This is a genomic window from Candidatus Neomarinimicrobiota bacterium (genome assembly GCA_018651745.1).
In the GTDB taxonomy this organism is placed as follows: domain Bacteria; phylum Fidelibacterota; class Marinisomatia; order Marinisomatales; family TCS55; genus JAAZYX01.
Genome location: JABIDL010000043.1, coordinates 42,706 through 57,206, shown reverse-complemented (window position 1 = coordinate 57,206; position 14,501 = coordinate 42,706). Strand labels below are relative to the sequence as shown.

The window sequence follows — 14,501 nt, the reverse complement described above, 5'->3', positions numbered from 1 at the left end:
TTTCCATAAATGCAATGTATTCTGACTTACGCCCAGATCTCTGGACACCTTGGATACACTTTGATGCTTTTCTAATATCAACTTCATGACTGATACTTTAAAATCTCTATCATACGTCTTTCGTATTCGTTTATTTTCCATATTGATCCCTTTTAACTTATCTAAATTAAAAAGTTGCTTAACTCAATGTACACTTTTTTATACTAGGTCCAGTTACCAATTGATGAAGGAAAAGGATCAATTCTCTCTACAAATTCTCTGTTTTTTGTAATTGACTGCGTAACGCAAGGGGAGCAAAAAGCCTCGCAGTTGCGGGGTTTTTATTTTTTATAATCCCTTTTTTCTTTTGCAACGATTTACTCTATCACTAGATTATAATATTTGCAGTTTTACGTTCTATCATCGTATATTCACGATATAAGAATAGGGAGTAATAATGTCACTTGCAAAAACAGAGACCTTTAATCCATCTGACAACGAATTAGCCGATATAGCCAAAGCGTTATCACATCCTGCGCGAATTACTATCCTCCGCATCCTAAACGAACTCAATACCTGTATTACAAGAGAGATTGTTGACCGCATTCCACTATCACAATCAACGGTCAGCCAGCACCTGAAAGAGTTAAAAAGGGTTAAATTGATAAAGGGGGAGATTGAAGGTCCGCGTACATGTTATTGCCTTAATGAAGATGTAGTCAAAAAAACAAAAAATGCTTATATAAAACTTTTTTCAACATTCAATTGTTGTTAAATAACCTGATTGAATAAAGGAAAACAAATAATGAAAATAAATAATGAAATAAAAAATATTGTACAAGAAAAATATGCTGAAATTGTTACACAGAAACCATCCTGTTGTAGTCCTGCAGCGGAAATGGATTATTCAGCATTTAGTCTTGATTATACCCAAATGGAAGGGTATATGGAAGAGGCGGATCTCAAACTTGGTTGCGGTATCCCAACTGAATTTGCAAACATAAAAGAGGGTGATACCGTTGTAGATTTGGGTTCTGGTGCAGGGAATGATGTTTTTGTCGCAAGACAAATTACTGGAAATAGTGGGCATGTTATTGGTATTGATATGACACAGGAAATGGTTGAAAAAGCAAATCTGAATAAAACAAAATTAGGATTTAAAAATATTGAATTCATCCAGGGGGATATCGAGGATTTGCCACTGGATGATAAAATGTGTAATGTGGTTGTGAGTAATTGTGTTCTAAACCTTGTCCCGGATAAAGAAAAAGCCTTTAGTGAAATCTATAGAATATTGAAGCCCGGTGCACATTTTTGTGTTTCAGATATTGTAATTGAAGGTGAAATACCCGGTGGATTAAAAAAATCAGCGGAATTGTATGCAGGTTGTGTTTCAGGCGCACTCCAAAAAAATGATTATCTAAATAAAATAAAGAAAGCCGGTTTCATTAATATTGAAATAAAAAAATCCAGGGAAATTGTTTTACCTGATGCTTTACTAAAATCATTTCTAGATGACATTCAATTGGAAAAATATAATAAAAGTGGCTTAGGGATTTACAGTATTACTGTTGTCGCCTCAAAGAACTAAGGACGAAGATTCTTGCGGAGTATAAAAGCCCTACAGAAATGTGGGGTTTTTTATTTTACGAGAGATCAGGGATACGGGAAGTCATTTTACCCGACACACTAGAAAACAACGCATCCTCAAATTCATCATTTGAATTATAACATTTCCCCATAACAGATTCCCAGAGCTGTTTGTCTTCCATACAAAAATAGAAAAAGACCTTATTATGCCAAGAGGAAAATGCATTCCAAACCGTCCCAAATAATTTTTCTTTAATATCCATTGAATAGGAAAATTTACCAGCAGCATCTTCCATGGGGATTTGCAATACTTTGCTGGAGATACCGAGAGTTCGGAGACTTTTGACGGCAGGTTTGATAAATGTTAACGTTCCAAAAGAAATCATTCCTATTTCATGCGATGAAAATTTAGATAAAATGGTTTGTACAATCGCTGTATAATCCTTTTCAAATGAATCGTAGTAAATAATCGGATGGAAATGAAATCCAATAATAACGCCCCTTTCCGCTAACCGATGGGCCGCATCAATACGCTGTTGAAGTGATGTAGTAAAATGTTCTTCATGATCGATGATGGTTTGGGGATTCAGAGACCAGCAAACAAAAACATTCGGTGGTAGATCAACTGATAAAAAATGATCAATATTTTTAGTTTTTGTTTTGAACTCGAGAATAATATTTGGATTATTTCTTGCAAAATCTAACTGTGCATCCAATATCCCGTTTTTATTTCCCATCGCCAGTGAATCGGACGATTGGCCAGATCCAATATGGTAATTTTGACTCGGGTCCAATTCAATTTTTCCGAGTTTATCTGCCAGATTTATTTCAATTCCTATAGCGCCGTCTTCATAAAATGTTTGAATACTACAGTAACTGCACCCGAGTCCGCAACCTTGAACGGCATCAATCGTCCGTAAGTTACAACAGACAGTTTTTTCGGAGGCCACGGGACACATCCCAAACACTTCATTTTCGCCTGAATTCTCGTTTACTTTTCGGGCAATACTTTTAACTTTTGGGGTTTCTGGTTCATAAATCGATGGCTTCGATTTTAGAGTGAGCCATTCGTTTTTTATATCCTGCAATATAGCTTTTTTTGCATTGCCATTTTTTGGTTGATGGATGACTTCGTAATATTTCCATCGTTCTTCAATAGTTGATGATCCCCACATATTGAAATCAATGGTTATTTCGGTAATTTGTCTCAATTCCTGATATGTCAGCCCGTACATTTCACCCATCAATCGGATAAACTCCTGTTGGGTGTTATCCATACTTTTAAACAGCGTATTCCGGCTGAAATCAGCAAACTTTTTTGCGTAGTCCATTCCCATTCCCGGTGTTTTCATTTATTCCGAAACTATTCACTCCAATGAATCAAGGAAATATCCTGAATAGACCAAAATATTATATGCCAAAAAGTTAGCCCAAAACCGAGTTTTGTCTGAATGTTCTTTTCCGTAATGCATGGTGTACGCCGCCTTCGCAGCAAAACCTGCAGAGAGTAAATAGTATCCGATTTGCTGAGACTTCAGTTCTTTATGAAATCCATTTTGCATTCCTGCATACGAAAAAAACAAATCGAAACATCCAACGATAAGATGCCCATACATATTTTCTTTATTTGCCAAAACGCTCAATCCGGTAAATGCCACTTGTTGGGCCAAAATGTAACCTGTTTCTTCCAATACTGAAGATTGGAAAAAAACTGGTGTTGCGAAAAGAATTAGAAGTACTGGAATTATTTTTTTCATATTTTTTCCTGCCTAATTTAATGAATGAAGATAAGGTTTGAATGTGTAATTTCAACGCCCGAAATAAAATTTAGAAATGATTCAACTTTTTATTAAATAGGAGTTAAATGAAAGATATTACACTTTTAGTTATGGCAGCAGGAATGGGGTCGCGATACGGTGGACTCAAACAGTTGGATGCCATAGGTCCCAACAATGAAACGATTATTGATTATTCTGTTTACGATGCAATCCAAGCAGGATTTACAAAAGCGGTGTTCATTATTCGAAAAGATTTTGAAATCCAATTCAAGAGACAGATTACCGATAAATATGCTGGACAAATTCAAGTTGAATTTGCTTTTCAGGATTTGCATGATTTAGCTGATGGGTTTACCTGCCCTAAAGGCCGGGAAAAACCTTGGGGAACCGGACATGCTATATTGTCGGCGTCCAATTTGATTAATGAACCTTTTGCAGCCATCAATGCGGATGACTTTTATGGAAAGGAAGCCTACCAAAAGCTTGTTGACTATTATAAAAATGACAACACGAACTTCAGTATGGTTGCGTATCGATTGGATAAAACTTTGTCTGTCTTTGGCGGTGTAACCCGTGGGTTATGCTCGGTTGAGGGAAACATGCTTTCGACTGTAATCGAAACAAGCGACCTCAAAAATTCGGATGAAGGAATTACCTCTAACCGTAATCTTTCATTGAACGGAAATGAACCGGTATCTATGAATATGTGGGGATTCACTCCAGTATTGTTCGAGTATTTGAAAGAGATGTTTAGAGAATTCCTGATAAATGAAGGAGCAGAACTCAAAAGTGAATTTCTTATTCCCACTGTCATCAATGATCTGATTCAAAAAGGCAGCGAATTATTATTTGTTCTACGGAGCGATTCCCAATGGTTTGGCGTGACCTATAAAGAGGATAAACCGTATGTTGTTTCAGAAATAGCAAAAATGGTTGAAAATGGGGAGTACCCTTCCCAATTGTTTTAAATGATAACTCATAGAAATTGTTTTTACCTCTTTTACATCATTGTAGGATGTTTGTATGCGCAACAACCTTGGGTTGAAGGAAATCTAAAAGGACTGAATCGATATCATATTGAAGCATCTGCCATAGGACTTGAACATGTGATTTCGAAAGCCGAAATAAAAACTTACGTCGAATCAAAACTGATTCAGTATCATGTAAAGGTTTCCCAAAAGGAAGCTTACCCGCGGTTACAAGTTTACGTCGAGGAAGCGGTAGTCAAAGGGGACAGTATAAGCCAGTTTTTGGTGGAATTGTCAGTTTATGATTTTTCTGCTACGGTAGATCAGGTTATTGATCAATTCAATTATACCGATTTTCAAAAAGGATTTCAGGTGAATAAAATCTATGAAAATCAATCCATAGGATCTGCCGCACCGGACCAGTTAAAACATTCGATTGAACAGGTTATAGTTTTTGAAACAGACCGGTTTTTGAACCAATGGCGTCAAGATAACCCATTTAAGAAATTTTAAGATTTTTGAAAGGGTAGTTTCCTTTTTACTTTACCTTTCCGGCTGAATGTGTAAATTCAGCTGAAATGAAATCCGAGGTTCATCCAATCAATCCAATTCAAATTGCCAAAAGCTGTATTATTTCTGTTATTTTTTATGTGTGTATTTTGTCTGCCACGCCAGTAAAAATAGCAGTCCTCAATTTTGAGCCTAACAACTTTCCTCCAAGTTTTTCAACGTCTTTGACTGAAAAATTTAGAGTGTCTCTTTCTGATTCCTCTGAAGCGATGGTTCATTCAAAAAAATCGACTGAAAATTTTTCTGTGTTTTATGGGAAATCTGAAGATGATTACCAGTCATGCCAATCCTTGAATTGCGCATTGGAAATCGGTAATCGTCTAAATGTCAATTATTTGATCTCAGGTCAAGTGACTAATTCTAATTCGACTATTTCTTTGGATATCGATGTGTTCTCTATGGAATTAAGAATTAGAATCGACAGCGTCCACATTTCAACGACCGGAGGTATTGATAGTCTCATTAGTCTTTTGGAATCTGCCGGGGAAAATATAGGGAAGTCGCTTACGAAGACACTCCAAAAGCCCCCTACACCGCGTCATGTTTCGCTGTTACCCTCAGAAATGCAGACAACAATGCTGATGGGCCCTCGTGTAACTACTGCTGCGAATTCACGAAGCATCAACCAACCTATTGTTATTCATGGTCCCGTACCGGGCGTTGGTCTTGTAGAATATCTGATAACAAACGGAAAAATAAGAGCGGCATTATTATCATCTGCCATTCCGGGCGTCGGACAATTTTATTCAAAAAAGAAATGGTCAGCCTTTTCATTTTTCACAACAGAGGTTGTTTTCTCGGCAATGGCGTATTACCATCATCAATCTTTTCAAACAGCACAAAAAAATGCAGAACAGTTTTATGCATTGTATTTGGGCGCAGAAAGACCGGAGGATATTCCCGGTTATAAAGAACAGGTATTGGATTATGTTTCTACGCTAAAACATCATAATAATTGGATGAAAAATTATTATGATGCTGGTCGTATTATTTGGCTGATAAACATCGCCCATGCATATTATGTTGGTCCGGAAACGATATATTCAGTGCAACCTAAAAGAACAGACGTACATTTTTCTTACAATCCGGTGACTCAAAAACCGTTGCTAAATCTGTCATTTTCATTAGACTAAAGGGAAAACCTATGATCCAAGCATCGGATCAAACTCATAATATTCATTTTAGAGTCGGACTTTTGATTCTAAGCATAATTCTCGTTTCATCTTTGCTATTTAATTTATCTTGCGAAGAGCCGGCGTACTCTTTTGACAATGAGGCTGATCCGGACTCTATGGGTTACTCACCTCCGGCATTATTTTTCTGGCCGGATTCCATTGCAATCTCAAAAGGACAGAAAGATACAATTGATGTGTATGCCCTCAAAATCGACAGCCTTGCGGGAGCTTATATTGGAATTGAATATCATTGGGGAAGTCTCACCATTGATACCGTTTTGTTCGGAGATTATTTTTCGTCCAATACTTCTGATTCTCTAAGTCCTTTAATTATCACCGAAGATAATCAAGGAACATTGGATATTTATGTATTTTATCTTCCGGATGAAAACACATTTGTTAGCGGTACCGGCTCAATCGCTGAAATTGTTTTCAGAGCTGATGAAAAGGGTACGTCCATCCTCCAGTTTGCAGATTCAACAGAACTGAGGAAACCAGATAATATACAAATTTTATTGAATGATATGGGTGAAGGGTTGATCCATGTGGTGGATTAAACGAGGAATATTTTCATTCATAATTTGGATTGCCTTTTTATTTGGACAAGGTGGTCCTGTTGGATGCGGAGATGTTGTCATCGATCAAATTCCATTTAATTATCAAGGTTCTACATTAGGTGCCGGAGATTCGATAGATGTAACCGAATGGGGTCAGGCAAATTCAGAAGATTTTATTTTTACTTTAAACGTAGTCGATACAATTCTAATCGACTTTTCTGTCTGTCATGCTTTTACTGATTTTGATATTCAAATGGGCGTTTTCGAGTTTAATGACACATGCGGTGTAGATACGATAGGACCTCCAACTTGCAGATATCCTACAGGTGATCAAGGTGCAGGCGCAGGATATGATTGTTATAGCGAAGATACCCAATCTTGTACGGAAAGTATGGCTTCAACAATAGGAACTTCAATTGAAGGAACCCCCGAATACAGAGGAATGATTTTTGAATACCAATTATATCCACTTGATGGAGCAGATACAACAACATATTTCATTGTTATTGACGGGTACAATACGACAGGAAATTTTCAGCTATCCATTGATTATTCTGCTCCTCCATTTATTGTTTCCAGTAATTTAGATCCAACTAATAATTGGATTGATATTACAACTAATGAAGGCGTGTATGATAATAACGAACCTTGGAATGGTGCCCCCTTTGCGATTCAGGTTGATGATTTTACTATTGAATTCCAGCAGAATGGAGGATTAGCAACAGAGGTAGCTATACAAGGAATCAGCAAACAAGATGGAAGCCCATTGGAAGGTGGTGAATCAATGATTCGTTTGGCTCTAAACGTTGGTGGCGCGGCGTCGGGAGTAGAAACAATTGAAATTAAACCAGCCAATGCAAATTCGGTATTTGATGGCGGCGGTGTAGCCATGGGTAATACATCCTCGACGGGTACAATTTTTTTAAATGAACAACTTCCTCCATTAATGAATTCCTCTCAATCCATACTAGCTACTGACAATTCCTATGCTGCTTTATCAATTTCCGAAGGAATTTTTACCAATAACGATGGCAGCGGCGCCTTGCTGGTCTCGGATTTTTCAGTTGACTTTAATGCGAATGGAGGAACAGCCAGTGGGGTAGATATACAGTTGGTCACCAAACCCGGTGGGAATTCCCTGACAGGCGGCGAGGACAGTTTGTGGATATATCTTAATGTAACCGGCAGCCCAAGCGGAGTGGAAACAATTATTATTCGTCCGGAAAATAATGATGCTATTTTTGATGCAAATGGGAATGCAATGTCTATAGCATCTACCAGCGATCAGCTGACACTTTTCCCCTTTCCGCGGATAATAGCTGATCAAACACAACTAAGCGGAGATAACGTTTATGTAAAACTGTTTATGAGTGAAGGAGTGTACGGAAATAGTTCTGCAAATACTCCGATGGAAGTTTCAGATTTGCAGGTTGTGTTTACGCAAAATGCTGGAAACGCAACAGGAACTGTATTGACATCTATAACTAAAACGAACGGAAGCGTGCTGGCAGGCGGAGAAGATTCTTTATTAGTTTATTTTACATTGTCCAATCCTCCGGCGAGTGGGACGGAATCAATTGAAATTAAATCAGTGAGTAATAATTCTATTTTCAACTCAATAGGGAACCCACTTGTTTCAATAGAAACGACAGGGCCTATACAACTGAATGATAAATGGGTGCCAACGTTTATAAATGCAGAATTATCTCTGGACTCTGCAGTGACTGTGACAATTAGTGAAGGTATTTACACGAACGCAGATGGAACCGGATCGGTTTTACCAGCTGACTTTGCTATTGATGTTGATCAAAATGGAGGAAACGCATCTTCTGCTTCGATTACCCAATTAACTCGCATGGATGAATCTGGATTAGTTGGCGGAGAGACAGATATTCTTGTACACTTTACAACAACCGATCTATCAAGCGGAGTAGAACAAATTGAAATTAGACCAGCAACAGATGCTTCGGTGTACGACCTTAATGGCAATGCGATGCAGATGGCAATGAGTTCAGGAGAAGTAACGCTAAAGGATTTTTTCCCACCGATCATTCGATCATCATCCAACCTAATTTGGGATAATCAAATTGAAGTGAAATTTTCTGAGGGATCTTACAGCACGAATTCTGGATCAGGCGGGTTGGATGATTCTGATTTTGAACTTGAGTTTTTCAATAACGGTGGGAATGCTAATGCGGTATCAATCGGTAGCGTTACTTCTGAATGGAACACAGCATTAAGCGGCGGCGAACTTATTGTTCGGCTACATCTAGATTTTGATTTCCCCCCATCCGGTGTTGAAACTATTCGAGCTTTTCCTATGAATGAAAATACCATCTTTGATGAATCCGGTAATGCGATGTTTCCCACAGAAACCACGCCGACATTTCAATTAAATGACAAATTGCCACCGTCTATTACAGAAGCCAGTCTTGATGATCAAGAAACTATTCCATTAATTTTTGCTCAAGAAATTGAATTTTCAATATCAGAGCCGCTAAAATCTTTCGATCTTCAAGTTGCAACCAAATTTACCGATAGTTTAAAGTTTTCCGTTGATACAACCATATCCGTGATGAAACTCACTCTTTTCCCCCCATTCGCCAGCTTGGATACCATTACAATAACATGGGATAATCTGAAAGATTCTGCAAATGCAATTCATGATCCTCAGGTGATATACACATATTACACACCGGCATTGGGAGATTTTGACATGGATGACGATATTGATGCCACCGATTTATCTGAGTTAGTGAGTTCCTGGTACCAAAAGGATTATGATTCTGAGCTCGGTCCTGTTACCGGAACGCTTCCGCATTACATTATTCAAACCGATGCTGAGTTTGGTTTGGACGATGGAATGGCATTTGTTCAAATGTGGTATTGGAAAAATCAACTGAATTCTCTTTCCCGCCCTCTAAGAACAACAAATGGAAAAAAAATTGAATTGAGAAAATTCAATCATAGTTTTTCCGTCATCCCACCGAAAAAAAGTTCAACGGGACAAGTCTATTTGGAATACAATCCAATGATATTGGAATTAGAACACAGTTTCGAATCATCATCGCCATCCCAAATCACATTAACTCAGCACAATAAATCAACGGGAAAATTTCTTTTTGAGTTTGCAGGGCTGGATAACATAGAGTTACCGGACATAAATTTTAAAACGTCATTTCGCCAGAAAAATGAAACAAATCCGATATTGGTTTATGCATTTTATGATCAAGATGGATCCATCATCAGCGAAGGGACAGAATCATTAGAAATTCTTTCAATTCCAAAAGAATTTGCGCTTCATCCAGTTTTCCCCAATCCATTTAATCCAATTGCCACCATTCGGTTTGATATTCCCGTAGAGATGTTGCATACCACATCTATACGCATTTACGATATCACGGGACGGATGGTGGAAACTCTGATGGATGGAGAAATAGAAACCGGATTTCATGAAATTTCCTGGGACGGTCACAACCAGTCCAGCGGTGTATATTTTGCTGAACTAATGTCAGGTGATGTGCGTAAAATTCGGAGAATGATTTTATTGAAATGATGCGATTACACTTCATTGGTTTATTCATTTTTCTAATGGTTTGGGCGTTGGCCCAATCCGGAGAGGATGGCACCACTGTGACAGAAAAAGTAACAAAAACCGAATCCGAATGGCAAAATTGTCTCACACCGGATGAATACAGAATTCTTCGTGAAAAAGAGACCGAGCAGGCCTTTACCGGGGAATTTTACAAACATAAAGAAAAGGGTACATATGTTTGTGCTGCCTGTGACGAAGAACTATTTAGTTCGGATACGAAGTACGATTCCGGGAGCGGTTGGCCGAGTTTTTATGAAGCGCTTGATAAATCTAAAATCGCCTATAAAGAAGATAACAGCATTTTAAGTAAGCGAATTGAAATCCTTTGCGCAAAATGTAATTCGCATTTGGGGCACGTGTTTGATGACGGCCCTAATCCAACAGGGAAACGGTATTGTGTAAATTCGGTTTCATTGGATTTTCAAAAAGAATAATAATGAGTAATACCAGGGAGATTGCGCTGCTTGTGAATGGTATCAGAACAACAGATGGTGCCGGTGTTCAACTCAAAAGGATTCTTGGCTCACCAGAACTAAATTATCTCGATCCGTTTCTGCTCTTCGATGAATTTCGCAATGATAATCCGGATGCGTATATCGGCGGATTTCCGCATCATCCTCACCGTGGATTCGAGACCGTAACTTACATGAAGCAGGGTCGGATGCGGCATCGTGATTCGAGTGGAAATGAAGGACTGCTCACTACCGGATCGGTGCAATGGATGACAGCCGGGCGCGGAATTATTCACAGCGAAATGCCGGAACAGGAAAACGGACTCATGTGGGGATATCAATTGTGGGTCAATTTGCCAAAGAAATTAAAGATGACCGAACCACGCTATCAGGACATTCCATCGGAAAATATTCCAGTCTATGAAAAGGATGACCTTCAAGTTCGAGTCATTTCCGGTAATTTTTCTGATGTTTCCGCCATTGCTGAGACGAACATTGAAATTCATTACCTGGACGTGAATCTTGGAAATAAATCTATGTTTGAACACAATTTGCCAAAATCTTTTCAGAGTTTTATTTATGTGTATGAGGGCGAAGCAGTTGTGGGAGATACAGTTGTAAAAAGAAACACACTTGGCGTTTTAAGTGCAGGTGAAAAAATACAGGTTTCTTCTCGAGTTGTAGAAACGTCTTTTTTACTGATTGCCGGTAAACAGCTGAATGAGCCCATTGCCCGTGGCGGCCCGTTTGTAATGAACACCAAAGAAGAAATACTCAAGGCATTTGAAGATTACAAGAATGGGATTCTCGACAAACCTGTGGCAGAGATAGACAATGGCTGAAAAAACAAAACTCTGGTATTTGGAAAATTTCAATCTTTTTTCCGAAATGGCTCAAAAATCTATGGAAGAAATGGGTCGTAAGAGTAAAATGAAAACGAACAAGAAGAAAGAAATTATTTATTTCCCGGATGAGAGAAGTGACACCATTTATATTCTAAAGGAAGGGAAAGTAAAAATTTCCCGAATCGCTGAAGATGGACGCACAACCACAATGCAGCTCATCGGTCCGGGAGAAATTTTTGGCGAAGGATCTATTCTTGGGCAGGAGAAGCATGAGAATATTGCCGAGGTGATGGAAGATGCAGTGATTTGTACAATCAGTAAAAACATGTTTCAAGAAATGATGAAAGATAATCCTGCTTTAAATATGAGTATTACAAAATTCATCGGGTTTCGACTACAGACGATTCAATCTCACGTTGAAGATCTAGTGTTCAAAAACGCTCAAGAACGAATTGAATCATTTCTCAAGCGATATGTAAAAAACTTTGGGAAACAAATGGTTGATGGCTGGATAGTAAGACCTTTTCTCAAACATCAAGAAATCGCTGATCTTACTGCTACTGCGCGACAAACAGTAAATATGGTTCTAAATGAACTTGCTGATCAAGGTACCATTAAATATACACGGCGCTTTTTACAGGTGAAGGAAACCGACTGGCTTAATTGATTTATTGTCAGAAACCTGACAATAAAATTCTATATATTTCTTTTATTTTTCAACATGATGAAATTGAACGATTCATCTCTAACAAGTATTTATTTGGTTGTACGAAATTCATGTCCACTTTGTGTAGAAATGGAAGATGATTTCAAAATCCTGAAACAGAAATATAATGACATAGATTTTCATGTTTTAAATTTGGATTTAGGTGAAAACATGTCAAAACACTTTGGGGGCATAATAACACCATCTGTATTCATTGATGATTCATTATGGCGAACGGGGAAAATAGATAAACAGTATTTCATTGAAAAACTTAATTCTTTATCCGGACTTCATTCGCGAAATAAAATAATGTAATACCGCTAATTTCGAACGATTTGAAAAATTGTCATATTCCCGATAGTTTGTAAAGTGAGTACTTACTATATTCATCCATGGCATCACAACGAATGAAGAAAGAAGACCGCATAAATCAGATACTTAACTGCACCAGTAAACTACTGGGTAAAAAATCGCTGGACGCTATTCGAACGGCTGAGATTGCCAAAGAAGCTGGGATTTCGGAAGGTGCATTATTTAAATATTTTAAGACAAAAGATGAATTATTAACCAAAATAATTGAATCCTATATTGAAAATTCACATCCTATTATTGACGAAAGCGAAATCACAACAGTTCAAGAATTTCGTGATTTTATTAACGATTATTTATCCAGTATGATAGTAATAAATGAAAAAAGAATTCCTTATCTCAGACTATTACTACAAATCAGCATGCAGGGGCATCCACTGGCAAAGCAAAAATATAAGAATGTTATGGGCGGGTTTTGGAAAATTACAGAAGACAGAATTGAATACGGGAAAAAGCATTGGGGTTTTAACCCAGATTTTAATCCATCCATTCAAATTAGATTACTTCACTTAAGCGTTCTCATGTTTCTAATCGAACAGGAAGTGTTTGAAGCAAAGAAATATGATCCCTATAAACTGGAAGAAGTTAAAGATATCGCAATCGAAAACTTCTTCATTCAACTTACTCAACAATAAACAAAGGAGGTATCTATGGATACTCTAAATAAGTTCTCTGGTTTAGGACATTGGTTAGTCAGACTGTCTCTTGCCGGAACATTTGTGTTTCATGGAATGGGGAAATTCCCTATGGCAGAAATGATGGCAAAAATGATGGGAATGCCATTACCGATGATATATATGCTGGCAATGATGGAAGTTGTAGCGGGTCTGTTAATATTATATGGCGGTATCGGACCGGAATGGGCCACACGCGTTGCCGGCCTCATTATTGCTGCCGTTATGATGGGTGCTATTGGCATGGTTCATTTACAAAACGGCTGGAGTTTTACATCAGGTTGGGGTGACGGTACAAATAATATGGGTGGTGCTGAATTCCAAACTCTCGTAGCTGCTATAGCATTATTCTTTGCGTTCAAGGGGAACAGCCTTAATGAAGCCAACTCATAAGGCGATTTTTATAGAAGTGTATCAGATAAGGTGGGGAAATATGAACGCCAGTTTCCCCATCACGATTTGAAATATATGAAAATTCATAATTTATTATTTTTACCAATTATGTTTGCTTATAGCCAATCCATTTTATTGGAACCATTTAAATCAATGGAGAGCTGGGAACCACTTAATTTTAAAAAGATCGATAAACACACGCAATATTCCATTGATAAGAGAAATCCCCACGGTTCATATTTGAAAGCAGAATCAGATAATTCTGCTTCCGGCTTGATTTGGGAAAAATCTTTTGACGTGAATGAATCGCCATTGCTACGGTGGAAGTGGAAAGTATCTAATATATATTCAAAAGGGAATGCGAAGGAAAAATCCGGTGATGATTATCCAATTCGGATTTACGTTATGTTTGAATATGATCCTGAAACGGTGGGGTTTTTGGAATCTGCACTATACGAATCGGCGAAATTACTTTATGGAGAATATCCGCCCCATAGCAGTCTGAATTATATTTGGTCAAATAAAAACCATGCAGAAGAAATCATTCCCAATTCTTATACGGAAAAAGCGCAAATGATACTGATGCAAAAAGGAAAAACGAATGTAGGAAAATGGATGGTTGAAGATGTAAATATTTTAGAAGATTATCGAAAAGCGTTTGGTGAAGAGCCACCTAAAAAAGCCAGTCTTGCCATTATGAGTGATTCTGATAATACGGGCGAATCCACAACGGCTTGGATAGATTTTATTGAATTAAAAGGGAAAAGGGAGTAGCCACAAAGACACGAAGGCTCCAAGAATTAAAAAATTATTTACCTTTGCGTCTTCGAGCCTTCGTGGCAAAATGGAA

The 14,501-nt window shown here is 37.9% G+C and carries 17 protein-coding genes; 14 read left to right on the top strand and 3 right to left on the bottom strand.

Translation table 11 applies throughout. From position 1 onward, the window contains the following. A partial coding sequence (locus tag HOD97_08635; GenBank protein MBT4281662.1) for a transposase occupies window positions 1–141 on the bottom strand: 141 nt, incomplete at its 3' end. Window positions 142–436: 295 nt separating this feature from the next. Between HOD97_08635 and HOD97_08630 the strand changes: the two genes are divergently transcribed. Together HOD97_08630 and arsM are read left to right on the top strand one after the other, a co-directional pair. After that, a complete protein-coding gene (locus tag HOD97_08630; protein ID MBT4281661.1) occupies window positions 437–754 on the top strand; it encodes a winged helix-turn-helix transcriptional regulator in 318 nt (105 codons plus the stop codon). A gap of 30 nt (window positions 755–784) precedes the next feature. Further along, window positions 785–1,570 (top strand): arsenite methyltransferase, encoded by a 786-nt coding sequence (gene arsM / locus HOD97_08625; protein ID MBT4281660.1) that lies wholly within the window; start codon window positions 785–787, stop codon window positions 1,568–1,570. Window positions 1,571–1,625: 55 nt separating this feature from the next. On the opposite strand, the gene HOD97_08620 is transcribed toward arsM, so the two are convergent. Together HOD97_08620 and HOD97_08615 are read right to left on the bottom strand one after the other, a co-directional pair. Beyond that, window positions 1,626–2,921, bottom strand: a complete 1,296-nt coding sequence (locus HOD97_08620; protein ID MBT4281659.1) for a hypothetical protein — start codon at window positions 2,919–2,921, stop codon at window positions 1,626–1,628. Window positions 2,922–2,936: 15 nt separating this feature from the next. After that, complete coding sequence (locus HOD97_08615) at window positions 2,937–3,326, bottom strand: hypothetical protein (GenBank protein ID MBT4281658.1); 390 nt, start codon at window positions 3,324–3,326, stop codon at window positions 2,937–2,939. Between the two features lie 107 nt (window positions 3,327–3,433). On the opposite strand from HOD97_08615, the gene HOD97_08610 reads away from it, so the two are divergent. The 12 genes from HOD97_08610 (at window position 3,434) to HOD97_08555 (ending at window position 14,425) form a co-directional block, all read left to right on the top strand. Continuing rightward, a complete protein-coding gene (locus HOD97_08610) occupies window positions 3,434–4,315 on the top strand; it encodes a nucleotidyltransferase (protein MBT4281657.1) in 882 nt (293 codons plus the stop codon). Then, window positions 4,316–4,828 carry a hypothetical protein gene (locus HOD97_08605; GenBank protein MBT4281656.1) on the top strand — a complete coding sequence of 171 codons (513 nt, stop codon included), beginning with the start codon at window positions 4,316–4,318 and terminating at the stop codon, window positions 4,826–4,828. A gap of 65 nt (window positions 4,829–4,893) precedes the next feature. Continuing rightward, complete coding sequence (locus HOD97_08600) at window positions 4,894–6,018, top strand: hypothetical protein (GenBank protein MBT4281655.1); 1,125 nt, start codon at window positions 4,894–4,896, stop codon at window positions 6,016–6,018. Between the two features lie 11 nt (window positions 6,019–6,029). Next, window positions 6,030–6,617: a hypothetical protein gene (locus HOD97_08595; GenBank protein ID MBT4281654.1), complete on the top strand. Its 588-nt coding sequence runs from the start codon at window positions 6,030–6,032 to the stop codon at window positions 6,615–6,617. Further along, window positions 6,604–10,173: a T9SS type A sorting domain-containing protein gene (locus HOD97_08590; protein MBT4281653.1), complete on the top strand. Its 3,570-nt coding sequence runs from the start codon at window positions 6,604–6,606 to the stop codon at window positions 10,171–10,173. The genes HOD97_08595 and HOD97_08590 overlap by 14 nt, the downstream gene beginning before the upstream one ends. Further along, window positions 10,173–10,646: a peptide-methionine (R)-S-oxide reductase MsrB gene (gene msrB, locus HOD97_08585; protein MBT4281652.1), complete on the top strand. Its 474-nt coding sequence runs from the start codon at window positions 10,173–10,175 to the stop codon at window positions 10,644–10,646. The genes HOD97_08590 and msrB overlap by 1 nt, the downstream gene beginning before the upstream one ends. 2 nt (window positions 10,647–10,648) lie before the next feature. Next, entirely contained in the window at window positions 10,649–11,506 is an 858-nt protein-coding gene (locus tag HOD97_08580; protein ID MBT4281651.1) for a pirin family protein, read from the top strand. Further along, window positions 11,499–12,176, top strand: coding sequence for a Crp/Fnr family transcriptional regulator (locus HOD97_08575; GenBank protein ID MBT4281650.1), 678 nt, complete (start codon window positions 11,499–11,501; stop codon window positions 12,174–12,176). The genes HOD97_08580 and HOD97_08575 overlap by 8 nt, the downstream gene beginning before the upstream one ends. 54 nt (window positions 12,177–12,230) lie before the next feature. Then, complete coding sequence (locus tag HOD97_08570) at window positions 12,231–12,530, top strand: hypothetical protein (GenBank protein MBT4281649.1); 300 nt, start codon at window positions 12,231–12,233, stop codon at window positions 12,528–12,530. Between the two features lie 92 nt (window positions 12,531–12,622). After that, window positions 12,623–13,219 carry a TetR/AcrR family transcriptional regulator gene (locus tag HOD97_08565; protein ID MBT4281648.1) on the top strand — a complete coding sequence of 199 codons (597 nt, stop codon included), beginning with the start codon at window positions 12,623–12,625 and terminating at the stop codon, window positions 13,217–13,219. A 15-nt stretch (window positions 13,220–13,234) separates the two neighbouring features. Beyond that, on the top strand, window positions 13,235–13,651 hold the full coding sequence (locus HOD97_08560; protein ID MBT4281647.1) for a DoxX family protein: 417 nt from the start codon (window positions 13,235–13,237) through the stop codon (window positions 13,649–13,651). A 75-nt stretch (window positions 13,652–13,726) separates the two neighbouring features. After that, on the top strand, window positions 13,727–14,425 hold the full coding sequence (locus HOD97_08555) for a DUF3047 domain-containing protein (GenBank protein MBT4281646.1): 699 nt from the start codon (window positions 13,727–13,729) through the stop codon (window positions 14,423–14,425). Window positions 14,426–14,501 lie beyond the last annotated feature (76 nt).

What these genes read in the sequence shown, in the direction of transcription:
- HOD97_08630 (MBT4281661.1), top strand. Translation starts at nt 437, where the DNA reads ATGTCACTTGCAAAAACAGAGACCTTTAATCCATCTGACAACGAATTA.
- arsM (MBT4281660.1), top strand. Translation starts at nt 785, where the DNA reads ATGAAAATAAATAATGAAATAAAAAATATTGTACAAGAAAAATATGCT.
- HOD97_08620 (MBT4281659.1), bottom strand. Translation starts at nt 2,921, where the DNA reads ATGAAAACACCGGGAATGGGAATGGACTACGCAAAAAAGTTTGCTGAT.
- HOD97_08615 (MBT4281658.1), bottom strand. Translation starts at nt 3,326, where the DNA reads ATGAAAAAAATAATTCCAGTACTTCTAATTCTTTTCGCAACACCAGTT.
- HOD97_08610 (MBT4281657.1), top strand. Translation starts at nt 3,434, where the DNA reads ATGAAAGATATTACACTTTTAGTTATGGCAGCAGGAATGGGGTCGCGA.
- HOD97_08605 (MBT4281656.1), top strand. Translation starts at nt 4,316, where the DNA reads ATGATAACTCATAGAAATTGTTTTTACCTCTTTTACATCATTGTAGGA.
- HOD97_08600 (MBT4281655.1), top strand. Translation starts at nt 4,894, where the DNA reads ATGAAATCCGAGGTTCATCCAATCAATCCAATTCAAATTGCCAAAAGC.
- HOD97_08595 (MBT4281654.1), top strand. Translation starts at nt 6,030, where the DNA reads ATGATCCAAGCATCGGATCAAACTCATAATATTCATTTTAGAGTCGGA.
- HOD97_08590 (MBT4281653.1), top strand. Translation starts at nt 6,604, where the DNA reads ATGTGGTGGATTAAACGAGGAATATTTTCATTCATAATTTGGATTGCC.
- msrB (MBT4281652.1), top strand. Translation starts at nt 10,173, where the DNA reads ATGCGATTACACTTCATTGGTTTATTCATTTTTCTAATGGTTTGGGCG.
- HOD97_08580 (MBT4281651.1), top strand. Translation starts at nt 10,649, where the DNA reads ATGAGTAATACCAGGGAGATTGCGCTGCTTGTGAATGGTATCAGAACA.
- HOD97_08575 (MBT4281650.1), top strand. Translation starts at nt 11,499, where the DNA reads ATGGCTGAAAAAACAAAACTCTGGTATTTGGAAAATTTCAATCTTTTT.
- HOD97_08570 (MBT4281649.1), top strand. Translation starts at nt 12,231, where the DNA reads ATGATGAAATTGAACGATTCATCTCTAACAAGTATTTATTTGGTTGTA.
- HOD97_08565 (MBT4281648.1), top strand. Translation starts at nt 12,623, where the DNA reads ATGAAGAAAGAAGACCGCATAAATCAGATACTTAACTGCACCAGTAAA.
- HOD97_08560 (MBT4281647.1), top strand. Translation starts at nt 13,235, where the DNA reads ATGGATACTCTAAATAAGTTCTCTGGTTTAGGACATTGGTTAGTCAGA.
- HOD97_08555 (MBT4281646.1), top strand. Translation starts at nt 13,727, where the DNA reads ATGAAAATTCATAATTTATTATTTTTACCAATTATGTTTGCTTATAGC.